Origin of the sequence: Emticicia sp. W12TSBA100-4, assembly GCF_040253585.1 — a bacterium.
Classification (GTDB): Bacteria; Bacteroidota; Bacteroidia; order Cytophagales; family Spirosomataceae; genus Emticicia.
In genome coordinates, this window is the sequence record NZ_JBELAU010000001.1 from 280,690 (window position 1) to 305,553 (window position 24,864).

Annotated in this window: 16 protein-coding genes; 10 read left to right on the forward strand and 6 right to left on the reverse strand. The window is 36.8% G+C overall.

Annotated features, from left to right (window positions below):
* Positions 1 to 61: 61 nt before the first annotated feature.
* Positions 62 to 1,528 carry an MFS transporter gene (locus ABR854_RS01320; protein ID WP_350263540.1) on the reverse strand — a complete coding sequence of 489 codons (1,467 nt, stop codon included), beginning with the start codon at positions 1,526 to 1,528 and terminating at the stop codon, positions 62 to 64.
* A 332-nt stretch (positions 1,529 to 1,860) separates the two neighbouring features.
* On the opposite strand from ABR854_RS01320, the gene ABR854_RS01325 reads away from it, so the two are divergent.
* Complete coding sequence (locus ABR854_RS01325; RefSeq protein ID WP_229235527.1) at positions 1,861 to 2,547, forward strand: NUDIX hydrolase; 687 nt, start codon at positions 1,861 to 1,863, stop codon at positions 2,545 to 2,547.
* Between the two features lie 233 nt (positions 2,548 to 2,780).
* Here ABR854_RS01325 and ABR854_RS01330 read toward each other — a convergent pair whose 3' ends face one another.
* Together ABR854_RS01330 and ABR854_RS01335 are read right to left on the reverse strand one after the other, a co-directional pair.
* Complete coding sequence (locus ABR854_RS01330; RefSeq protein ID WP_350263541.1) at positions 2,781 to 4,592, reverse strand: RagB/SusD family nutrient uptake outer membrane protein; 1,812 nt, start codon at positions 4,590 to 4,592, stop codon at positions 2,781 to 2,783.
* A 15-nt stretch (positions 4,593 to 4,607) separates the two neighbouring features.
* A complete protein-coding gene (locus ABR854_RS01335) occupies positions 4,608 to 7,745 on the reverse strand; it encodes a SusC/RagA family TonB-linked outer membrane protein (RefSeq protein WP_350263542.1) in 3,138 nt (1,045 codons plus the stop codon).
* A gap of 311 nt (positions 7,746 to 8,056) precedes the next feature.
* Between ABR854_RS01335 and ABR854_RS01340 the strand changes: the two genes are divergently transcribed.
* Positions 8,057 to 9,214: a substrate-binding domain-containing protein gene (locus ABR854_RS01340; protein WP_350263543.1), complete on the forward strand. Its 1,158-nt coding sequence runs from the start codon at positions 8,057 to 8,059 to the stop codon at positions 9,212 to 9,214.
* Here ABR854_RS01340 and ABR854_RS01345 read toward each other — a convergent pair.
* On the reverse strand, positions 9,211 to 10,563 hold the full coding sequence (locus ABR854_RS01345) for a CotH kinase family protein (RefSeq protein WP_350263544.1): 1,353 nt from the start codon (positions 10,561 to 10,563) through the stop codon (positions 9,211 to 9,213). The two genes, ABR854_RS01340 and ABR854_RS01345, sit on opposite strands and share 4 nt — an antisense overlap.
* A gap of 240 nt (positions 10,564 to 10,803) precedes the next feature.
* Positions 10,804 to 11,853 carry a cellulase family glycosylhydrolase gene (locus ABR854_RS01350; RefSeq protein ID WP_350263545.1) on the reverse strand — a complete coding sequence of 350 codons (1,050 nt, stop codon included), beginning with the start codon at positions 11,851 to 11,853 and terminating at the stop codon, positions 10,804 to 10,806.
* Positions 11,854 to 12,291: 438 nt separating this feature from the next.
* Here ABR854_RS01350 and ABR854_RS01355 point away from each other — a divergent pair, with 438 nt between their 5' ends.
* The 5 genes from ABR854_RS01355 (at position 12,292) to ABR854_RS01375 (ending at position 18,859) form a co-directional block, all read left to right on the forward strand.
* On the forward strand, positions 12,292 to 13,455 hold the full coding sequence (locus ABR854_RS01355) for a DUF819 family protein (RefSeq protein WP_350263546.1): 1,164 nt from the start codon (positions 12,292 to 12,294) through the stop codon (positions 13,453 to 13,455).
* Between the two features lie 122 nt (positions 13,456 to 13,577).
* Entirely contained in the window at positions 13,578 to 14,534 is a 957-nt protein-coding gene (locus tag ABR854_RS01360; protein WP_350263547.1) for an isopenicillin N synthase family dioxygenase, read from the forward strand.
* Positions 14,535 to 14,627: 93 nt separating this feature from the next.
* On the forward strand, positions 14,628 to 15,809 hold the full coding sequence (gene chrA / locus ABR854_RS01365) for a chromate efflux transporter (RefSeq protein ID WP_350263548.1): 1,182 nt from the start codon (positions 14,628 to 14,630) through the stop codon (positions 15,807 to 15,809).
* Between the two features lie 169 nt (positions 15,810 to 15,978).
* Positions 15,979 to 17,850, forward strand: a complete 1,872-nt coding sequence (locus ABR854_RS01370) for a putative porin (RefSeq protein WP_350263549.1) — start codon at positions 15,979 to 15,981, stop codon at positions 17,848 to 17,850.
* A gap of 67 nt (positions 17,851 to 17,917) precedes the next feature.
* Positions 17,918 to 18,859 (forward strand): formylglycine-generating enzyme family protein, encoded by a 942-nt coding sequence (locus ABR854_RS01375; protein WP_350263550.1) that lies wholly within the window; start codon positions 17,918 to 17,920, stop codon positions 18,857 to 18,859.
* A gap of 1 nt (position 18,860) precedes the next feature.
* On the opposite strand, the gene ABR854_RS01380 is transcribed toward ABR854_RS01375, so the two are convergent.
* Positions 18,861 to 19,229, reverse strand: coding sequence for a VOC family protein (locus ABR854_RS01380; protein ID WP_350263551.1), 369 nt, complete (start codon positions 19,227 to 19,229; stop codon positions 18,861 to 18,863).
* A gap of 155 nt (positions 19,230 to 19,384) precedes the next feature.
* Between ABR854_RS01380 and nuoL the strand changes: the two genes are divergently transcribed.
* The 3 genes from nuoL to ABR854_RS01395 all read left to right on the forward strand — a co-directional run bounded on the left by nuoL (position 19,385) and on the right by ABR854_RS01395 (position 24,739).
* Positions 19,385 to 21,457, forward strand: coding sequence for an NADH-quinone oxidoreductase subunit L (gene nuoL, locus ABR854_RS01385; RefSeq protein ID WP_350263552.1), 2,073 nt, complete (start codon positions 19,385 to 19,387; stop codon positions 21,455 to 21,457).
* A 111-nt stretch (positions 21,458 to 21,568) separates the two neighbouring features.
* Positions 21,569 to 23,146, forward strand: a complete 1,578-nt coding sequence (locus tag ABR854_RS01390; protein ID WP_350263553.1) for a complex I subunit 4 family protein — start codon at positions 21,569 to 21,571, stop codon at positions 23,144 to 23,146.
* A 114-nt stretch (positions 23,147 to 23,260) separates the two neighbouring features.
* Positions 23,261 to 24,739: an NADH-quinone oxidoreductase subunit N gene (locus ABR854_RS01395; protein ID WP_350263554.1), complete on the forward strand. Its 1,479-nt coding sequence runs from the start codon at positions 23,261 to 23,263 to the stop codon at positions 24,737 to 24,739.
* Positions 24,740 to 24,864 lie beyond the last annotated feature (125 nt).

Consider the following 24,864-nt stretch of genomic DNA (forward strand, 5'->3'; position numbering starts at 1 on the left):
AATAACATTTAGATAAGTTATTGATAAATAGTGTTTTATGTTGGTTTTATCTATTGCTGAACTACTTATTTCTTCTTTGTTTTAAGTCGGTTTCGATCTGTGTTTCCATAGATTTATTGATTTCATATTTAAAAAGCAAAATACAGCCAATCAGAAACACGAGTCCTGGGTAAATACTGACCGATAATTTTATACCCGAAACAGTATCATCGGTTTGTATGGCTTGCTCAGCAATATAGCCATAGTTTGAAAGTAAAGCAGCACCAACAGCACCACCAACACTCAATCCTATTTTTAAACCAAAAATCATGGCTGAAAAAATGATTGCAGTTGCTCGACGGTTATTTTTCCATTCTGAGTAGTCAGCAACATCGGCAATCATTGCCCAAAGTAGCGGAATCGTTACGCCGTAAGTAAATCCATGAAGGATTTGGGTAAAAAATACAATACCGATAGAGTTTTTGTCGTAGAAATTAAATGCAACTAAACACAATGCCGAAAGAGCGAGAAAAATTCCAAAAATATTACGTTTACCAAATCGGTCGGCAAGAGGCTTTGTAAACATAATACCGATAATCATAAATATGATTCCACCAGCATTAAAAAGACTATTCGCTGAGGTTGGAGCATCTTCTGGCCATTCAAATTTACCAAGACCTAAACCTGTAACAGTTGCATTTAAACCTTTTATAAAAGTATTAAAACCAATACTTTCCAGATAGTTTGCTTGAGCAGTAGGGTCTAAATAATATTTGAAATAATAGATATACATACCACCTTTAAGAGCTAAAGTGATAAAAACCAGAATCGTAACCACCAGCATAATTACCCAAGGTTTATTGCGAGATAAGTCGGTTAAGTCTTGTTTGATACTGCTTTTCTCTTCAGTAACAGGTACAATTCGCTCTTTTGTTGTCAAGAAAGTAATAACTAAGCAAATAACTCCTACGATCGCAAAAAATAACATTACTTTCTCAAAACCAACAGCTTTATTACCATGCCCTAAAGATAAGGCTAAAGGTAAAAGTAATGACTGAATGATAAACTGAGCCACCATTACTGCCACGAATCGGTACGACGAAAGGCTGTTTCGTTCTTTCATGTCGCCTGTAATTACCCCACTCAATGCTGAATAGGGTAGATTACTGGCCGAGTAAACGATGACAAGTAAAAAGTAGGTTACGAGAGCATAAATAATTTTGCCAGTTTCACCAAAATCTGGCGTTGAAAAGGCTAATAATGAGATAATTCCAAAAGGAATGGAAGTCCACAAAACCCACGGACGAAATTTTCCCCAACGAGTATTAGTTCGGTCAGCAATAATACCCATTAATATATTAAAAAACGCTCCGAGAAATCCACCAATAAAAATAATGATACTGGCAGCCCCAGCTGGTATTTTATAAACATCTGTGTAAAAATATGCCAAAAAGGTCATTAATGTCTGAAAAATAAGGTTAGCGGCCAAGTCGCCGAGACTATAACCTATTTTTTCGATAACCGATAATTTATGCGATTCTGAATTCATAATTTATTGTAGTGATTAGTTTTTGCTGAATGTAAATAAGTTTAAGCTGAACATTTGAAACACTGTATTTATAGTAAGAAAGTTAGTAAAATAACCTTATAGTTAATTTTACCACAAGTATAGAGCGTATTTTTCTTATTTACAAAATTTTATTTAATAAATTATTGAAAAAATGCAAAATGAACAAATGTTAATAAATAAAATGTTCTTTTAATGATTGAAGATTTCGGAAGTATAAAAATAAATTATGATTAAAATTTGAAAGAAAGTATGTGTAAAGGTTAGTTTTTTCTATTAAATTGCATAATTATCCTATTAAAGACCCTACAATATTGCAGTACTCAGATAATATTATTGACGCACTTTCAATTGACTGCGTTATTTTTGGTTTCAAAGATACCCAACTCTATGTTTTGCTGGTTAAGCACGGTATTGGCCCAACACTTGGCCAATGGGCATTGCCTGGAAGTTGGATTAGATACAATGAAAGTATTGATGAAGCTGCCAGTAGGATTCTCTCTTCGCAGACATCGGTTGGCAATATATATCTTGAACAATTTAAAACCTTCGGTGATTTGGAGCGTTTTCCTGCTCGGAGAGTCATAACGATAGCTTATTACGCTCTCGTAAATATCGAAAAATTTGAACTTCATGCTGGCCCGACCGAAGCTGATGTACAATGGTTTAAGGTTTGGGATGTACCTACAATGGCATTTGACCACAAAATTATTTTTGAAAGCTGTCTGAGTTTTCTGAAGCACAAAGTACAACACGAACCGATTGGTTTTAATTTGCTCCCTGCTAAATTTACGCTTCTCCAGCTCTTAGAACTTTACGAAGCGATTCTCAACCAAAAACTCGATAAATCGAATTTTCGTAAGAAGTTTTTGAAGATGAATTTATTGGTAGATACAAAAGAACGTCAACAAGATGTATCGCACAGAGCTGCGACGCTCTATAGTTTTGATGAGAATATTTATAATAAATTATTGGATAAGGGCTTTATTTTTGAGGTGTAGCGATCCTTGAGAATATAGTTCTTTATATATTTAGGATAATTCTCGTTAATGTATAGAGCAACTTGTAATGAGAAAACACCATACATGTTTTTGAGACTGACAAAGTTTTTTCAGCAATATTAATAAAAAATCTAACGTTTAAATTACATAAACGTTAGAATGTAGTCATCTTGTTTATTAATCTAATTGAGCTTGTTCTATGAGTTTTTTAGAACAAGCCCAATTGTATCTAATTAATACCCAGGGTTTTGAGTGAATGGTGGTCCTTCAACCGTACGGTCAATTTCTGACTGTGGTATTGGGCGTAGAGCATGGAAATCCTTTACATAAGGACCCGCTTCTCTGTTCCAGAGTTGAACTCTTCTAACCAATGACTTTGTACGTACTAAGTCTTGGTATCTCATCCACTCTCCAAATAATTCACGGCTTCTTTCATCCAAAATAAAATCAACCGTTACATCGGTATCTTTTATTAACATAGCCGTAGCTGCTGCTGCATTTTGTGCCGCTGTATTCGTTTTACGATAAGCTGCTCTTTGACGGATTACATTCAAAAGTTCGGCTGCTTTCGCTTTATTTCCTGATTGAAGATAAGCTTCTGCTCCTACAAGATATACTTCTGCAAAGCGTGTAATCACAACTGGACGAGTTGACGGATCATTAAAGTTGCTTCCACGGCTTGGGTCCATGTGTTTCTTTATTGCAGGATAAACGTCTGATTTCCAAAGACTTGGTGGTACAATTATGCCTTTAAATGGTTTAGTTCCATTGAATTGTGGAGCTCCCACCACTTCAAAATCAGGAAGCCAAACAGCAGTATCAACACCAATTTGTGTAGTGTATCCGATTCCTCTTCTGTTATTGGCAGCAGTTGCTGAGTTTGTAATTGATTGATTAGCGATATATACCGTATAAAAAGTATTGGCGTATCTTGAATCAATATCTCTTTTCACAAAGGCTTGGTCAAGGAAATAATTCTTTCCAGCAAGTTCGCCTGAAGTTTGTTTTACACTATTTGGACGTAAACGTTGGTAAGGACGACCATAGTATGAGTCACGAACCATCAATGATGTACCTGAGTTTACCAAAACACCACTTGCATTTACGGTTGAATTTACACCGCTATTATTTGGGTAATTCCAGTTAGTAAACCACGGTGTAAGGTTTTGAGCAGCACCACCACTTGCACCACCACCAACGGCATAATAGCCAAATTTAGGGTCGTTTGAGTGGTCGCTTACAAACATTGTTTCTTTGCCATAATCGTTGGCTGGTACAAAAGCATCTCCGAAGTCTTGCCATAAATCTAAGCCGTAAGTTGCTTTGTTGGCAATAATATCGCTTGATATTTTTGCTGCTTCGGCAAAATCTGCCTGTGAGTTAGTTAACCAACCACGTGTTAAGTATGCCTTGGCTAAGAAAAACAAAGCAACTGGTTTAGTAGCAGCTTTACCCAAGAATGGGGCAGTTGGTTTGTCTGGTAATTCGGCAGCAGCTTCAGTTAAATCTTTAATGATTAATTTATATACCTCAGATGCAGGGTCTCTTTTAGCTGCTTGAGAAGGAACAGTTATAAACTCAGTATGTAAAGGCACATCGCCCCAAGTCTGAACTAAATAGAAGTACCAAAATGCTCTTAAAAACTTCGCTTGTGCTAAATATTGTTTTTTGGTGGCCTCTGGCAAATTAATACTTTGACCAAACTTCAATACGCCATTAAGTGTATTGATACTTGTAAATGAAGTACCCCACGCTGAACCAAAGTTAGTACTATTGAGGCCATTGAAAGTGTGTACTGGCCCACCACCACTACTTGCACCTTGGATAAACTCATCAGTACCTGCTTGCATTTCTGAAGAAAAGCCTTCAGTTCCCCATTGATTACGGATTTCGTTATATACACCAGCAATACCACCAAGAACCCCAGCAGGACTGTTAAAAAAAGAAGGAACGATTTGAGACTGTGGACGCTCTTCAAGTATTTTCTCACAACCTAAACTCAAAAATAAAGTACAGGCGAGTATCGAAATTTTTATTTTTTTCATATTCTTATTCTACAATTAAAATTTAAGATTTACACCTAAAGTAAACTGACGTACAGGCGGATTATTTAGGTTTACACTTATAACACGGTTGAAATTACCTCCTTGTATTGTATTTCCATATCCATTTCCTTCTGGGTCAACAGCAAGTTTAGCTTTAACTAATGGAGAGTAAAGAATAAATGGATTTGTTGCATTTACGTAGATACGAGCTGAAGAAATACCAATTTTGCCAAGAGTTTTTGTAGGTACTGTATAACCTAAGTTCATACTTCTTACCTTGATGAATGAGCCATCTTGGTATTGTGTTGTCGAAGTAAAATCTCTTACACCACCACCAGCATTTGGTTTCGGGAAAGCATTTGTCGGATTGTCAACTGTCCAATAATCCATTACGAGTTGGTTAGAACGACCTTGGTTTAAGAAACCAAAACCTGAACCACCACCCGATGTACCAGCCAAATAAGGTACTAAAACCTTCATACCCATTCGAGCATAAGTAACGATTGATAAATCAAAGCCTTTGAAGCTAATTCTGTTGGTTATACCACCTTCCCATTTAGGTTGGAAATTTCCAATAATTTTACGGTCAGCCGCATCAATTTTTCCATTTCCATCAACATCTTCTACTCTGATTTCGCCAGGGACCTGTACAGGTGAAGTTTGCTTAGCTAAATCGCCATCGCCAGTTTGCCAGATACCGATTTTGTTATAATCATAAATTACTGTGAGTGGATGACCAACAAACCAGAAATTACCTTTATTATCTAACTCAGTAGGAGTAGTAAGTTGAGTAATTTTTTCACGATTGAAGAAATAAGTTACATCAGCACTCCAGTTAAAGCCACTTTTGTTTCTGAAAATATCAAAAGTTAAAGATGACTCAAAGCCTTTTCCTTCGGTCTTACCTAAGTTTTTCAAAGCTGAACCAGCTCCGTTACTTTGTGGTAAATTCACCGAAAGCAAAATATCTTTTGTATTTTGTTTGTAAACATCAAATGAACCTGTGATACGGTTATCAAACAAACCAATTTCTAAACCAAAATCCGACTGTGAAGTTGATTGCCAGCCTAAATCGCTTGCAGGCAAGCTTGTTACTGTATAAGCAAGTGCTTGACCAGCAGTTGTAGTACCGAAATTGTAATATCCAGACGATAATGCTCCGAGTGTGGCATAAGCTCCTACGTTTCTATTACCCGAAATACCCCAACCTCCTCTAAGTTTCAAGTTAGATAAGAAAGTAAGGTTTTTCATGAATGGTTCGTCGATAATATTCCAACTTAAACCAATTGCAGGATAATTAAAATATTGATTACCAGGCGATAACGTAGAAGAACCGTCTCTACGAAATGTCGCTGTCATGGTATATCTATCGTTGAATGTATAATTCAAACGTGCCATGTAAGATAATAAACCAGTTTGGCCGAAAGAATTACCAAAGTTAGGATTAGCTGTTACTACCCCAGATGCTAAAGCAAAGTTTGCTGTTTGGATATAATCGGCTGGTACACCTTTCACATTAAAATTGCTCCCTAAATTATGGTTTTTGGTCATTTCGTAAAGAGCCGTAACACCAACTTTGTGCTTTTTGGCAAAAGTTTTATCGTAATATAGCAGGTGCTGCAAGTTCACATCCCAATATTCTGTATTTCTAATATCTGCATTTGATACACTTTGGTCAACACCTGTATTTACGAAAGTATTAGGTGGAGCATAACCATTGAAATGTACTTGACTAAAGTTCAGACCTGCATTAAAACGATATTTAAGACCATCTAAAATATTGACTTCTGCATACAAGCTATTGAAAGTTCTGAGAGAACGCTCGTTTGAAAGAATATCATCACCACGTGAGATGAGCGTTAATGGACTCACTGCTTGAGCTTCAATTGTTCCTTTTTTAGGGTTTAAGTTTACTGTTCCATCTGCGTTGTAGGCTGGAACTAAGGGCGAAAGACGCACCAATTCAGTAGGAATGCCACCGCCCGCAGGGTCATTTCTACGGGTCAAGGTATTGATTGTATTTAAACCTACTTTTACACGCTTCCCAATTTTTTGATCAATCGTGGCACGAATGTTCATACGGTCAAAGTTTTGATTTGGCATGATACCCGTTTCGTTGAAGTAGCCAATACCCATTCCATATTGAGTATTTTCTACACCACCTTGTAAACCAAGCTGGTGGCTTGTATTAAAGCCTTGTTTGTACAATAAATCTTGCCAATCAGTCGAGATACCAGCGGCCAAATTTGCTCTTTCTTCTTCTGTTAGTGGGTAAGCAGTTGTACCTGCACCTTGCGTATTATATGCTGCTGATAGTTCCTTAAATTTAGCATATTGCTCGCCATTCATCACGTTGTATTTTCCCATGATGCTTGTTACACCATGATATCCGTCATAGCTAAGTACAGGTTTTCCAACTTTACCTCGCTTGGTTGTTACCAATATTACACCACCTGCACCTCTTGAACCAAAAATGGCAGTTGCTGAGGCATCTTTCAAGATTTCAATATTAGAAATATCATCAGGGTTAATATCATTCAAGCCACCAAAAGGAATTCCGTCAACCACAACAAGTGGACCATCAAGACCGTCTCCATTACCAGTGGTCAATGACCGGTTTCCACGAATACGAATTGACGCTTGGCTACCTGGTGTAGAACCATTACTTACAATCGAAACCCCCGCTGCTCTGCCTTTCAAGGCATTCAAAAGGTTAGGTGCTGGTACTTCTTTTAGAGTTGCTTCGGTAACAGATACAACTGAACCCGTAATATCTCTTTTCTTTTGGGTACCATAACCAACCACTACAACTTCATTCAATTCATTGGCTGAACCAACTACTAAGGCTATATCAATGTTTGTACGATTTCCGACTAAAACTTCTTGATTTTCATAGCCAATAAAACTGAAAACCAAGATGTCGTTGGCTGAAGCTTCAATTTTATAATTTCCAGAAGCATCAGCAATCGAACCCTTGGTTGTTCCTTTTATCGTAACACTTACGCTTGGAAGAAAGTCATTATTAGAGGCGTCTCTTACTTTGCCACTAATGAGTTTTGATTGAGCCAGTAGCGATAGTGGACTTAGCAGTAATAGGAAAGCTGCTATGCTCCATCGTATCGATTTTTTTTCCACTCTGTAGTTTTTTGTCATTTTACAGTAGATTTATTTATTTAAATAATACAATTTATTGTAGCTGAAATGATAGTTTTTCTTAAAATCCTTATAGCTACCTTGAATCGAATGTATAGTTGCAAATTTTGATTTTCAAACAAAAAGTGTCAAATTGACAATGGAAAAAAAACAAGAACTACCGATAACGTTTCCGAAATCGTTTTCGATAGTTCTTCTAAAAATGCTTTTGAAAGAAAAGCAAGTAGCTAAGCAAAAAAAATAGATTCATCTTATGGTAAAAAACACCAAAAGGTAGTTCTACATAATCTTAAAAAAATACAATTATTGAAATGCAGAAGTGTATAAAGTGCGGTCAAGTTGATGGGATAATAAAAGCTGGTTTTTTGCGTGGTCAGCAAAGATTTCATTGTAAATTGTGTAATCACCATTTTGTAAATGAAATCAGTGCTGCTGAAGCATCAACAAAAGAGAATAGCCAAATTACGATAATTGATGTGGCAAAACATTTAGGAGTCTCAGTGTCAACGGTATCAAGGGCTTTAAATAATAAAACAGATATAAATCCCAAAACAAAAGATGCCATTATTCAGGCTGCGTTAGATTTAGACTATAAGCCCAATTTTTTAGCACAGAGCCTGCATAAAGGAAGTACGCATACAATTGGGGTAATCGTTCCTGATGTTGAACATCCGTTTTTTGCTGCAGTTTTGGCTGGAATTCAACAAGTTGCCAATAATACTGGTTATAGAATTATTGTTTGCCACTCTAATGAGTCTCATCGAATAGAGGTGCTTAATACTGAAACTCTAATGGCATGTAGAGTAGATGGCTTGTTGATTAGCCATTCTAAAGAAACAATCTCATTTGAACATATTAGAAAATTGACCGAAAAAGGGATTCCTGTTGTTCAGTATGATAGAATTAATACTGACATCAATACACCTAATGTCATACATCAAGACTTTAAGGGTAGTTTTGATTTGGTAGAACACTTGATTGCTCAAGGTTGTAAGCGAATCGGAATGATGTCTGGCCCTAAAGATATGCTAATTTGTAAATCCCGAATCGAAGGATATAAATCAGCCCTTCAAAAGCATGGTGTCGAAATTAACGAGGACTATATCGTTCATTCCGATATTTCAAAAGGGGCAGGTTCGAAGACTTTAGAATATTTTTTGAACTTACCAAATCCTCCCGATGGAATATTTACAATACTCAATAGAAATGCTATTGAAATGATGCGAGCTGCCAAGTTAAAAGGAATAAAAATACCTGATGATATAGCTTTTGCTGGTTTTGGTGATGATATTCTTGCGGAATATTTTGAGCCATCGCTCACGGTATTTAATCACTTTCCAGCAAAAATTGGTAAAGCTGCTATCAGAATTTTAATAGAGTATATTAACAACAAAAAAAACTTTGTGCCTTATAATCAAATAATTGAAGGCGAATTGATTATCAGAGAGTCTTCATTGAGGAGAGGTTAGTCTTTCGTAAAGGCCGAAGCAGCGATGTATCGCTCATTGATATATTTCTCTAAATCAGAAACTGCTTTTTCGAAACTTTGTGGATTTTGCAAAAAGCTATATGGTGGTTTTTCTATTTCAGTTGCTGTGAAACTTGGAGCTAAAATAGTTTTATGCTTTTTGATGTATTCATTCATGGTAGTTGGTGTGAAATATTTTTCTACAAAATCTTTAACAGCTGCCTTATAAAAATTAAAATACTCTGGGTCATCAATTAAATATCTTATTAAAGGCCACTGTGAGCCTACTTCATTCATTTCCATCGTTAGAGCAGTTCGATTTAAACCACCTTTCATCTGAAACGAAAGATTCAAATCATAAGGAATCCAGCGTAAAACCCCTTCGGTATTTGCCAAAAAATAATTGTGCATGACTTGTCCATAATTATCCCAATTGCCAACAGTATTATTCACTGCCAAGTATTTCAGAAAACTTTTTACATCAAAAACTGCCTCCAACTGTTTTTTCCAAAGTGGTCGGTTGCTTACTCTTAAAGGGCTATTAAGTGCTGAAATGAAGTTTTTTACGTCGCTATAATCGGCTAATTCTTTGTTGTTTTGTTTTTCAAATTGTGCGGTTATAAAAGTTTGCATATTTGACTCTGGTTTATAAACATTGCCAACTTTGAGTCCACTTTGAATTTCCACCATGTGTTCTTCAACAGTCTCAATGGCTTGATAAATACCACAATATTTTTGTCCTTGCCCAAAGTCTATATATACTTTATAGTAAGCAACTTTACATGCCATTACGCCTGCTTTTCGGAAGAGGTCAGTTAAGAGTTTTTCTTTCATAAAAGTATTATCGCCATAGCTTGGAGCAAAAGATAATTCTTTGAAACCATAAAATCTTTGATTTTTAGTCTCAGTGAATGTATCTTCAAATTCATCAAATTGTATTTTGAAAGGAAGTTTATAAACCCCACTCCGCCATGTAGCATTCAGAGAAGCATTCCCTTTTAACCTAAAGCCAACTTTTTTCCATTGATTACTTCCTTGTAGTACATCTGCCTCGACATAAATAGGGTCGCCAGGTACGGCATCAAGGTTACCGTTTCCTGCTGGTGGTACCGCTCCAGGAATAGTGGTTGTACTACCAAACTTTCGTGCTGTTCGATATTCCATGTCTTTTTGTATTTTTTCCCAATTGGCTTGGCCTAACTGAATAACAATATTCCTCATTTCAGCCTCAGGAAATACCCAATTATAATCGGGTATCTTTCCAAATGCCTTAGAAGCTAATGGATCTGTATTTTTTTCACAAGCCAATGAAAAGAGTAGAAATAGTACTAAAACGAGCGAAATACGCATGGTATAAAGTTAGTTCAGAATAGGTTTGATCTAAATTTGAAGAAAGTTAGGTGTTTTTGGAAAAATTTAAACACTCTAAAACCCGAAAGGTTAATTAATTCAAGTTGCTACTTACTGCGATAGAACCGCTTAATGTTTGTTGTAAACATTTAAGTGTTACGCATTTTTAGGGTAGCAACTTGAATTAAAGTCCTGGACTATTGATTACAAGAGAGCCTTTTCCTTATGATTTAAGTAATTTTATTTCTTTCCTGTGTGTTTCTTGATGGCCTCAACTTCTTCAGCTTTGTAGATAGAGCCATCTTTTCTGAAAATATCATGAAACCAAAGTTGTGGTTCTCCTCCATCAGGCATTGGATTCGACCACGCATAAATCGTGTTGGTTTTTCCTGCTACTAATCCCCAGTTTATTGCACCAACATTGTATTTTTTAAATACAGGTAGGCAAGTTTGGAAGAAACTATTGTCACGGCGGGCCATGTATTCTGAGCAAATCATCGGGCGACCATATTTTTGGAGTCTCTTTATCTCATTTTCAAGATTTTGTGCATCTTTATAATTATGGAAAGTAATAATATCTGAATTTTCGAGCATGAGTTGGTTGCTAAGTTCGTGATTATTCCAGACTGCCGCTGTAATTGGTTGTGAAGGACGCACTTCTAATGCCCATTCAAAAGTCTTCTTTAAAAGTGGTAAACAAGCATCTAAATAGCCGCTATTGGAAGGTTCATTGAATAAATCCCAGCCCAAAATTCTATTATCGTTGGCAAAATGTTTGAGAGTACCTTTTACATATTCTTCCAATCTTCCCCATTTACGAGAATCAAATAACACTTTTGTCCCTGGACTTCTTACCCAACCTGAATTATGAACGCCAGTTTTAGGTTCTGGTTGTTTGCCCAGTTTTGGGTCGTCGTTCCAACAAGAATCAAAAAAAACGAAAAATATTTTGATATGGTGTTTATCTGCAATTTTCAAAAAATCGTCCATTCTTTTCAAGAATCCTTCTTTGTTCTCTTCATACACCAAATCATGTAGATATACACGCATAACATTCATGCCGAGCGATTCTGCCCAACCTAATTCACGTTCAATAGTTGTAGGGTCGAAAGTATCAGCCTGCCACATTTCTAATTGATTGATTGCATTGCTGGGAATAAAGTTTGCCCCCGTAAGCGTGCCTTGTTTGGCATACCATTCGTTGGCTTTTTGAGCTGTCCATTTTTGAGCAAAAGTATTCAGCCCCATAAAAGAAAGTAGTGCAAGTAAAATAATTTTTTGAACTTTCATTGTCGTTTTGTTTAAATAAGTATTTGGGTGTTTGGTTAAAAATAATTGATAGATAGACTAAAAAATTGGTATTTATACATCAATGTAGGAGAAGATACACAGTGTTATGAATCGATGAATAGACAAAAAAACTATGAAACTTCCCAGATTACCTGAGTAAAATATTTGTAAAAATATAAATAAGAATAAGTAGAATATCATTTTTTTTATAAAATGTTATTGTATTGTGCTTTCGAATGAATAAATAAATGAGAAAGAAGGTCAATGCAAAAATATTTATGAAGAAAATTAAAAAAGTATTGAAACCTTTTCAAGTTTTTTTTGCTGAAATCATGAAGTTGGGTGTCAAATATTTTATTTTTCCAGTAATAAACAAGAAAAAAACATTATATTTATACGCCTATAAATCTCAAAAACTCAAGCCTAAAATACCTTAATATGTTCAACGATACACTTTCAATTTTGGCCATTTTGTGCCTTAATATTGTTATTTCCGAGTGGCTTTGTCAAAAACCTTTTTTCCGACATGTCGGTACTGGCCTGACGGTGATAATCTTAACAGCTATCGTTGCTAACTTGGGAATCATTCCAGCATCTACTCCATCTACACCTTTATACGATGGTATTTTTGCCTATATTGCCCCGCTTTCTATTTTCTTGATGTTGCTCAATGTCAATTTGAGTAGTTTAAAAAAAGCAGGAAAGCCAATGCTCACGATGTTTCTGATTGGTTCATTTGCTACAATGATTGGAGCTTTGCTGGCCATGTGGCTGGTGAGTGGTAAATCTCAAATCGGCCAACTGTTTTATGCAATTGGAGGAATGTACACGGGGACATACATTGGCGGAAGTATCAATTTTAATGCTGTTGCCTTGCACTATGGAGTTTCACAGCAAGGAAGCCTTTTTTCGGCCGCAACCGTTGCCGATAATATCATCACGGCTCTTTGGGTAATCGCTACGCTGGCTTTGCCACAGATTTTAAATAAGAGGTTTCCAAGAAAAAAACTCATTGAAATTTCGGAAGAAACGCAGAATGAAACTCAACATTATTCATCTGATGTAGAAAGTGTGCGTCCGTTCGATTTAGCTTTTTTGATAGCAATCAGTTTGGCTGGAATTCGACTTTCGACTTGGTTAAGTAGCCAGATTCCACAAATTCCTACTATTTTGTGGCTCACAACCATTGCTTTGATTTTGGCACAAATTCCAGCTGTCAATCGACTAAAAGGACATAAATTGCTTGGATTATTGGGCGTTTATTTGTTTTTGGCGGTTATTGGGGCGTATTGCGATGTGCCAGCATTGCTTAAAGATGGTGCTTTGGCACTCGTGTTGCTTATTTTCGTGACAATTTTGGTTACAGTACATGGACTTATTATTTTTGGTTTAGGAGCATTATTCAAACAAGACTGGGATATCGTTTCGATTGCTTCACAAGCAAATGTAGGTGGTTCGGCGTCGGCAATGGCACTTTCACGAAGCCTTAATCGAACTGACCTTACATTACCTGGGATTTTAGTTGGAGCTTTAGGAAACGCAACAGGAACTTATTGGGGAATATTAATTGCAGAAATATTAAGAAATTCTGGTTGGTTTTGATTTAAAATGATGTTTTCTTCTTTTGAAATCTTGAATGAAGTAGCGTGCACTAAATGCTATTGTGGTACTCCGATTTCTCACAATCAATGATTTTTCTTACTTTTGCTAAAAATCTTCATCTTATGGAACAAACACTTCTTGATTCTATTCCGTCGCTTGATTTGGCGGACTTTACTTCTGGTGATGACACACTTAAAAATAAATTCGTTCAAGACCTCGGAGCTGCCTTCAATACTATCGGTTTTGTAGCTATCAAAAATCATGGTCTTTCTGATGAACTTCGTGAAAAACTTTACGCTGCGGTTCAAAAGTTTTTCTATCAACCAGATGAAAATAAAACTAAATATGAGTTCCCCGAACTATTGGGGCAACGTGGCTATGTAGGTAAAGGAAAAGAAACTGCTAAAGGTTTTACGAAGCCTGATTTGAAAGAATTTTATCACGTTGGTCAGCCAGTGGTTGAGGGCAATATGCCATCTAATATTTTTCCTGCTGAAGTACCCGAATTTGAGCAATATACGACCGAAGTTTATAAGACTTTTGAAAACACAGGGAAGACACTTTTGCGTGCAATTGCCTTATATTTAGGTCTTTCGGAAGATTTCTTCGAGGAAAAAGTACGTAATGGTGATAGTATTTTGCGTGCTTTGCACTATTTTCCCATCGAAAATCCAGACGCTTTGCCTGAAGGGGCAGTGCGTGCCGCCGCTCATGGCGATATAAACTTAATCACGCTTTTGATGGGAGCATCGGCCGATGGCTTAGAAGTATTACGTTTGGATGGAAAATGGATTGCTGTAACGGCATTACCTGAACAAATTGTTATCAACGTTGGTGATATGCTCGACCGTCTGACGAATCATAAATTAAAGTCAACAATTCACCGAGTCGTAAATCCACCACGAGAAAAAATGAAGACTTCACGCTTCTCAATTCCTTTTTTCATGCACCCTCGTGGCGATATGGATTTGACTTGCTTGGAATCTTGTATTGATGCCGAAAATCCACGCCGCTACGAAAACATGACAGCAGGCGAATTTTTGGCTGAAAGATTAAGAGAATTAGGTTTTAAGAAATAAGAATTTTAAATTATTTTACCACAAAGGAACTAAGGTAACACAAAGGTTTTGCTCAGTGAATCTTAGTTTCTTTGTGGTAAAAAATATCAAAGTATGGCAAAAACCCGTCAGATTCGTTATATCATTTTCTTGAAAGACGTACTGATACTTGCACTCACTTGTTTTGGTGGGCCGCAAGTACACCTGACGATGTTTTTGGATAGGCTCGTAAAAAAGCATAACTATATCACCGAAGCTGAAATTCTCGAACTTCAAGCTCTTTGTCAAGTACTTCCTGGTCCAACTTCTACCCAAACCATTACTGCCATAGGCTTTCGACTGGGTGGAGCAAGTTTGGCATATCTTACGCTCTTAGTATGGATTTTACCAGGAACTTTATTAATGACTTTGGCCGCTTTAGGGGTTACTTTTGTAGAAAAAGATCAACTTGCAAACTTGACTCGGTTCATCAAGCCAATGGGAGTTGCATTCATTATTTTTGCTGCTTTTTCGATTGGTATAAAAGTTATTAAAAATAAAACGAGTTTTTTGTTGATGCTTTTGGCTGCTATTGCCGCTTTCGTATTCCCCTCACCGTACATCACACCAATTTGGATTTTATTGGGAGGTTTAGCAACTTCATTTAAGTTTGACCAGCATGAAAAAATGGAAAAACAGCCGATTAAAATTGAGTGGGGTAATTTTATACTTTGGTTGGGTGTTTTTATGTTTTCGGTAGTTTTGGGTAAAATAACTAATAATTTGCCCGTACGTTTGTTTGAAAATTTTTATCGTAATGGAAGTTTAGCCTTCGGTGGAGGACATATTTTGAAGCCACTTCTCTATAATGAGTTTGTAGAATTTAAACATTATTTATCTGCCGATGAGTTTTTGTCGGGAGTTGCCATCGTTGAGGTTGCCCCTGGACCAGTTTTTTCAATTTCGGCTTTTGTTGGAGCATTATCTATGCGTGAATGGGGGACAAGCGGCGAAGTTTTGGGAAGTATTGTTTCGTCAGTTGGTATTTTTCTGCCTGGAACATTCTTAATATTTTTTGTGATACGTTTTTGGAATGAACTCAAAAAATATCGTGGAATCAGAGCCTCGCTCGAAGGCATCAATGCAGCCAGTACGGGTCTTACTGCTGCTGCGGCTTTATCGCTCTATCAGCCAATGGCCTTTGATTTAGTTTCAGATTTGACAATCATACTTACACTGATTTTACTCCAAACTCGTCTTGTGCCAACTTATATTATCATTTTTATTGGTTTGTTTTTGGGTTGGGTGATAATCTAAGGTAGTCTAAAATACTATCGTTTACCACCATTACATTATCTTTAACAACAATTAACAATCTTTTCATCGCCCACCTTTCAAAGATTTGCCGTAAATTGCGTTATTATTTGTGGTACAAGTCCTTTGATTTGTTCGTAGTACACCGCTATTTTAGCTTTTGAATATTTAGATGAACAAAAAACATATATTTATAACTTTTTTATTATCAGTAATTTATGGCTTTTCTTATGCCCAAATTCTTGATGATTCTACAAAGCAAGTTTATAGCACAAAGACCGTCAAATATATCCTCGAAGACGATATTCTGAATAATCGTAAAACATTCTATAATCCAGATACTACGCTTGCCAATTTTCATTTATTCGATTTTAATTTGCGTAGCGGACAGCTTTATCAAGATTTAGGAAATCTCGGAACTGCAATTAAACCACTATTTTTTACGCCTACGACCGATATTGCTAAAAACTTGGGTTATTCAACTTATGGAGCATATGCCTTTGATGTCCGAAAAACTACCTATTTCAATACAAAATCGCCTTATACTAATGTAAATTACGTGCAATCGGGCGGAGGTGCGGCAATTATGCACTTTACGCATTCACAGAATATAAAACCTCGACTGAATGCCACACTTGATGTGAGACGTATGTCATCATCAAAGCAATACGGAGCTCCACAAACCCGTGAAGAACGTTTAGTTGATAGTTGGGCTGCCATGCTTCACGCAAACTACGAGTCAAAAAACGAAAAATATATTGTTCTTGGAAGTTATAACCACTTCAATCATGCTCCGCTCGAACAAGGCGGTATTCAGCCATTGGGCGATAGCACTGCATTTGTGGCAGAAAGCAGTTTGGGTAATTACCGAGATTTTCTGTCAAAACTTACTGGAGCAGCTTCAAGAGATTGGCGAAATGAATTACATGTTTATCACCAGTATAAACTCACGAATGGTTTTCAGGTATATCATATTTTAGATTATCAGAAACGCCGAGATTTATACACTGATATTAGATTCGGTGCTGATTCTTCTGAAAAAGCAGGATTTTATCAAGTTATTCCGAAGAGTGTTAAAGATACCCTTTCGATGGACTTACGCTATAATCTACTTGAAAATAAGTTTGGAATTAAAGGAATTTATAAAGGATTTGCTTATCGACTATACTTGCGTCAGCGTTTTTACTCGATGAGATCTGACTCAGGGAATTATTTGCCGAATAAGATTAATACAGAAACGCTCGTCGGCGGATGGGCAAACTATTTCTTTCCTGATAGCGTCAGAAGGGTATATGCAGAAGCTGAACTTGGTGCGGTCAATACGCTGGGAAATCTGAGACTTCAAGCTGAATATTTAAGCCCCCGAATAAAGGCAGGTGTTACTATTTTGAGAGTACCACCAAATATCTTAGATGAGAAATTTACAAGTGTTGCCTACGATTGGAACAAAAAGCTTGCAAAAACCTTTACAACTAATCTTTACGCTTCTACAAGTTTGCAAAAAGGAAATTTTGTGCTTTCGCCAAGTGCTTATAACTCGCTCATTACCAACTATATTTATTACGACACAAAGGCTCAAGTAAGGCAAGATTCATCGGCTATTAATATTTTTAGAGTAGGGCTTGGTGTAGAATATCGTTGGAAGAGATTATTGATTGCCAATCAATCTTATTATACTGCCAACACAGCTGAAAATCGACTTCCAACACCAAAGTTTGCGAATAATACAACGATTTCTTACGAATTTATTTATGCAAAAGTATTGCGTATCAATGCTGGCGTTGAAATCTATTATCGCTCGGCCTATTTTGCAAATAATTTTATGCCACTAACTCGTCAATTTTTCTTGCAAGACCAACAAAAAGTTTGGGGAACTCCAGTAGCTGATGTTTTTGCCGACTTAAAAATTAATAAAGTCAGACTTTTCTTTAAATTTGCTCACGTCAATCAAGGTTTTCCAAGTAACGGATATTACGTAAGTTCAACATACCCAGGTTTGAGACGTACTTTCTTTTTGGGCGTGAATTGGCCGTTGTTTGATTAAGAATTTCTAAAAGCAAAATTAAAAAGCTACGTGTAACTTAGTGTTCCTTAGTCCCTATGTGGTAAAAATGAAAAATATACCTTTACTTATTGTTACACTTTTAGTTATTGCCTGCAATTCTGAAAAAAAAGCAGAACAAACCTCTTTTGATTTCTCTCCAACTGTAAAAATTTTAAAAGAAGCTCCCAGAAACTTTCCGAAGCAAGAAATTCCTAAAGATTTAGTCATTCCCTCAGGAATGGTTTATGTGCCAGGCGGATATACACAAATCGGAACAACTGATGGAATGGATTTTGAAAGACCTATGTTTTGGGCAGAAGTAAAACCATTTTTTATGGATATTTCGCCCGTAACGGTGGCTCAGTTTCGTGAATTTGTTAAGGCAACTAACTATAAAACCTACGCCGAAAATTTTGGAGATGGAGGTTTTTTTGATAAAGATACAAAAGGTTGGACGCTGAAAAAAGGTGCTAACTGGGAATATCCGCTCGGAAAAGACCAAGCAAAAGCACCTGATAATCATCCAGTTACGCAAGTGTCATGGTATGATGCCGCTGCTTACGCAAAATGGGCTGGCAAAAGATTACCCTCAGAGATAGAATGGGAACACGCCGCCCGAAATGCCAAAAACGACAGGAATCTTTATCCCTTTGGCAATGAAATCGTTAAAGATGGGAAACCACTTGCCAATACTTGGAATGGAGTTTTCCCTGATTTTAACAAAAATACCGATGGTTTTTTCTACACATCGCCCGTTGGATATTTTGGTAAAACGCCACTTGGCCTGACAGATATGACAGGCAATGTATGGCAATGGTGCGATAATTGGAAAATCAATTATGCCGATATTATCAATGGAATAATTCCAACCGATACGCTTGAAAAAGTGGAAAAAGGTGGCTCATTTCTATGTGAGCCAGGGTGGTGCCATGGTTATCGAGTTTCGGGACGCTCTTTTACTTCGCCTGAAACTTCGTTGATGCACGTGGGTTTTCGATGTGTGAAATAGCCTACAAACTAAAATGTGGATTGTAGATTATACCAAAAACATTATCCCAAGGATCTTTTACTGCTGCCACAATTATTCCTCCGCCAACTTCGTTTGGAGCTTCATAAGTTGTTGCTCCTGCTGCCAATAATTCATTATACTTTTCTTCAGCATTTTCAACGCCCCAATAAGTAATTACCCCGTCAGATTTTGCATCATTTTTTTCATCAGGTTGCAAGCCAAGTTCGTAGCCAGCTACATTATAACCTACATAAAATGGTTCATCGAAATAAGGCTCGAAGCCTAAAATATCGCTGTACCAAATTTTTGCTTGAGAAATATCTGAAACTTTATAAATGGTAGTGCGTAAACCTAAAAAGTGCTTTTTCATACTATTATGGTAGGTTAAATAGAGATTATGCCACAAACTTATAATTTTTTGTTAAAACATAAATCGCTTCTGTATGTTTTTCTTATATAAAATTCGGCTTCATTTTTGCATAATCGCTTATAAGGTCGGATATTTGCAAAAAAGACCATTATTGGATGTCTGCTGAATTAGTCATTTTAATTAATATATTGTTTTACCTATTCGGTTTTTCGTTTCTGTTATACAAACGAAATCAACTGAGTGAACAATCCATTGGTTTACTTTCAATACTCATTAATTTTATTGGTGTACTTTTCTCGATGGGTATTCGCTTGAGCGATATTTCGGGCGACGTGATTTCTTATAATTGGTTTTATATCAGCGACAAACTCTTTACGATTGATATTCTGCTCAATGACCTCACATATTTGATGTACTTTTTAGTGCAGTTTATAGCACTTTGGGTACAAGTATTTTCGCTCAAATACATGCAAGGCGACCCAAGTTTTGGTCGATATTACGCTTATCTCAATTTATTCATATTGGCCATGATTGGCATCATCGTTTCCGGAAATCTCTTCATGATTTTTATGTTTTGGGAATTGGTGGGCTTGTGTTCTTATTTATTAGTAGGTTTTTGGTACGAGAAAAAATCAGCAACCAATGCCGCTATGAAAGCGTTTTTGGTGAACAGAATTGGTGATATTGGCTTTTTTATTGGGATATTATTGGTTTACAGATTTTTTGGTACGCTTGATGTGTCGAAGATTGTTGAGAAAGCACAAACAATGTCGGCAGCATCATTGAACAGTCCGATAATGACAACTATTGGCTTATTGCTTTTTTGTGGTTGTGTTGCCAAATCAGCTCAGTTGCCCTTGCAAGTATGGCTACCCGATGCCATGGAAGGCCCAACACCAGTTTCAGCGTTAATTCATGCTGCTACAATGGTTGCGGCAGGTATTTTTCTGATGGCTCGTATCACGCCAATTCTTTCCCCAGATACACTTCTCGTGATGGCCGTTGTGGGTATGCTCACGATGTTTTTCGGAGCTTGTTCGGCACTTGTTCAATATGATATTAAAAAACTCTTAGCATTTTCAACCATTTCTCAATTAGGTTTGATGGTGGTCGGAATCGGAGTTGGGGCAGTTAATACCGCACTTTTTCACTTAGTTACCCACGCATTTTTTAAAGCAGGTTTGTTTTTGTCGGCAGGAGCGGTGATTCACCACATGCACCATGAGCAAGATATGCGTAAAATGGGCAATCTTCGCCGAGAAATTCCAATTATTTACTATACCTACACAATTTGTGCCGCAGCATTGGCAGGAATTCCGTTTTTCTCTGGATTTTTATCGAAAGATGCAATTGTTGTTGCGGCTTTTGAGTGGGCTTCGCATCAACCCAAACAAGCATATTTTATCATACCTGCGGTGTGTTTAGTAGTTTCGGGAATGAGTGCTTATTACATGATGCGACAAGTATTTTTGGTGTTTTTAGAACGAGAAGATAATCCACTCGAACTGATTTCTTCAAGTGCAAAAAGTTTATATAAAAATGTAGCGAAGCGTATTGAAGGAATCGTAAATGTTGAAGACGATGAAGAACGCCAACAAGCAGAAATCAGACATGCAGAAGAAGGTGATTTACTTGATTTCTTATCTGAAATTGGCCCAATGGAGCTTTCATCAATCGTTATGTCTATCGCTTCCATCGGGTTTGTGTTTGCTTTGAATCCATTTTCTGCCGAAAGCAGTTGGTTTTTCCATACTTTCCATCACGAAGCTACAAGCTATCAATGGGTAGCATATATTGCTATTTTGGTAGCACTCAATGGTGTTCTTTTGGGTTATATTTTTACAAAAGAGGAAAGTTATCGACTTGATAATGAGGAACTTGAGCCGAGGGGAACGATTGCTAAGTTTATATTTAAAAACTATTATTTGAGTGAGCTATACCAAACTGTTTTCATAAAACCATTGCTTTGGATAAGTCCAAAAATTAATCTTTTTGATAGAAAGATAATTGATGGAGCAGTAAATTCGGTTGGTAGCCTTACAATTGCTTGGGCTTCCTTGAATCATTGGTTTGAAAGAAATATCATAGATAGTTTTGTGGGTTTGGTAGCAAATACAATGGCAAAAATTGGCTCATATACTCGTCAAATTCAAAACGGAAAGGCTCAAACTTATATCATAACGATTTTTGTTTGTTTGGTTTTGATGATGATTCTTTTGCTTTTTTAGTCCATTGACAACAGTCAATAGATTATAGAAAAAGTTACTGTCATTGTCTGACAAAATTATCTTAGAAAAAAACTGTCGTCCATCGACTATGGACAGTCGTCTAATAAAAATATGAATAATTTTTTACTTTCAACACTCATTTTTCTACCCTTTGCTGGTTCGGTGATGGTGTTGTTGTTGCCAAGCACTTACCGAGATTCATTTCGATGGATTTCGCTAATCGTGAGTGTCATTAATTTGCTTAATATTTTTACGCTCTATAATAATTTTGATAGACAATTGTCTGATTATCAGTTTGTTGAGCAACACGAGTGGATTCGTATGAGCCTCGGAAATCTCGGCGTTCTTTCGATTGATTATCTACTGGGCGTTGATGGTATCAATATGCCGATGATTCTACTTTCAGGAATTGTATTGTTGATTGGGTCGATTTCATCCTTCACTATCGGCTACCGCCAGAAGGCTTATCATTCATTATACTTATTACTTTCGGGAAGTATCATCGGTTGTTTTGCTGCACTTGATTTCTTCTTATTCTTTTTGTTTTTTGAGTTCATGTTGCTTCCAATGTATTTTCTAATTGGAATTTGGGGAGGCGAACGCCGAGAATATGCAGCTATTAAATTCTTTATTTATACGCTGGTTGGCTCAATTTTCATTCTGATTGTAATGATTGGTTTGTCGATGTCGGTGCAAGATTCGTTTTTCTCGCAAGAAATGGGCGGAACGGTTCACACATTTGACTTCCGTCAATTGGTAGATTTTAAAAATTATATTCCTCATAGCATTCTGCATCCTGTCGAAAAGCAACTGATTTTTGGAATGCCTGCCAGACTTTTTGCTTTTGTATTATTGATTGTTGGCTTTGGAATAAAATTGCCTTCAGTACCTTTTCATACGTGGTTGCCCGATGCTCACGTTGAAGCCCCAACGCCAGTTTCAGTGGTTTTGGCAGGAATTTTATTGAAAGTAGGGGCTTATGGTTTCATTCGTATTGCTTATGGCTTTTTCCCTGATATTGCTTATCAGTTTACTTATATTGTGGCGGGTGCGGGTGTAATTTCAATTATTTATGGTGCTTATAATGCCCTTGCCCAAGAAGATTTGAAGAAAATGATTGCCTATTCTTCCATTTCTCACATGGGATTTGTGCTTTTAGGTTTGGCATCCATGACAGTTGAAGGTGTAAATGGAGCAATTTATCAAATGTTCGGACATGGATTAGTTTCGGCAATGTTGTTTTTGGTGGCTGGCGTTATCTACGACCGAACACACAACCGACTAATCGAAAATTTCAGAGGTTTGTCAAGTGCCATGCCATATTTCACATTGGCAGTTACGGTGGCGTTTTTTGGAGCTTTAGGTTTGCCGACATTACCAGGATTCATGGGAGAATTCTTCACAATCATGGGCGGTTTCCAGTCAGAAATTTTGCCTGATTGGGTTTCGATGCTCGCTATGCTGGGAATTGTGCTTTCGGCAGGTTATTTCCTTTGGACATTACAAAAAATGTTTTTCGGAAAATTTTGGGCAAACCGTAATCAAGAAGAAAATATGAAAGACCTTGATTTCCGTGAAATAGTCATGCTTTATTCACTTTCGGCCTTATCAATTATTTTTGGAATCTTCCCAAGCCTAATTTTTGATATTTCAGGCGAATCAGTGAAGGCATTTTTAAATGGGTTTTAAATTTTGCAATTAGCTATCAGCGTTTAGTCTTTAGCTGTTTTATTTCATTCAATTTTTAATGGTATTTCGCCAATCGCTAAAAGCTAATTGCTAAAAGCCAATAGCCAATATTCAATGCTTGAAAAATTATCACATATTCTCTTTAGTTCTCGTGTACTATTGCCCGACTTACTCTTCGGAGTAGTGTTTTTGGTGATTGTGGCTGCTATTGCGTTTTCCCAAAAATTAGATGCCGAACGCACCTATGTGCTTTTTAATGTGCTTATAATCAGTGTATTGATTAGTATTGGTTTTGTGTTTTATGCGTTCTTTGGATTTTATAAACAATATTTCGAGTCGGGAAGTGTACTTTTTGGACAACTGATATATTTAGATTCCGTCAGTTTATTCTTCAAACTCATTATTTCCATTGCATCGGTTGCGGTTTTGATTCATGTTTGGGTGGTAGGCTATAAAGTAGTAGGGGAGTTCTACGCCATTTTTATGGCTTTGGTTTGGGGATTGTTTATCATGACCATGACCACCAACTGGCTCATGCTTTATGTTTCGCTCGAAATGGTTTCTATTTGCTCATATATTTTGGTGGTTTTCAATAAAGGAAAAAACAATAGCGAAGCAGGTATCAAATACCTTTTATTCGGAGCAACGAGTTCGGCAATCATGCTTTATGGCATTTCACTGCTTTATGGAATGACAGGTACACTCAATTTTGTTGGACAAGAATTTGCAACTTTTTTAGGTCAAAACCCTACTTGGATTGCCCAAATTGCCATTTTTATGACTATCGGTGGACTACTTTTTAAACTCTCAGCTGTTCCCTTTCACAGTTGGACACCTGATGTTTATGAAGCCACTCCAACGCCTATCGTAGCATTTCTTTCAATTGCACCAAAAGCAGCCGTTGTATTGGTTTTGATTCGCCTTTTTTCTTCATTGAGTATCGATTTCCGAATGATAATGGCTATCGTAATCATGGCTTCTATCACGATTGGAAATTTATCGGCTTTGTGGCAAACCAATACCAAGCGAATGCTCGGTTATTCAACGATTGCTCATGCTGGTTTTATGTTGGTAGGTTTGCTGGCTACCAATATCATAGGCATTCAGTCAACAATTTTTTATATAGCTACTTATCTTTTTATTACGCTTGCTGCATTCTTACTGATAGATTTATTGGCTTTAAAAACTGAGAGTTACGAACTCGAAAGCCTTCGAGGTTTGGGACAGGAAAATATATTTCTGGGTTTGGCGGCAGTGATAATTATGATTGCTTTGGTAGGTTTACCTCCAACCGTAGGTTTTACTGGAAAATTACTTCTTTTTACTGCTCTGTGGGAATCTTACCAGTCATCGGGCAGTAATATGTTGCTGATTGTAATGATTTTTGGCCTTCTAAACACTGCCATTTCGATATTTTACTATATCAAGATTCCTTATTTTATGATTTTTAAGGAGCCTAAAATTGGAGTTCGCTACTATCAAATCGGTTTTATCCGCAAAGGCTTCTTGTTGATATTTCTGTTTTTCATCATCTATCTATTTATGAGTCCGAGTGGGCTACTTAATCTAATTGAGAGTTTGAAATTGGCCTAAATTAGCCTTTTTCAAAGAAAACATTTCCTTATATTTAGATAATGTAAACTTCTCCTCAATAACCTTAACATTCTCTTAAAACAAATAGAACTTTTTCTTTGCAAGGGACGTATATTCTTTAGAAC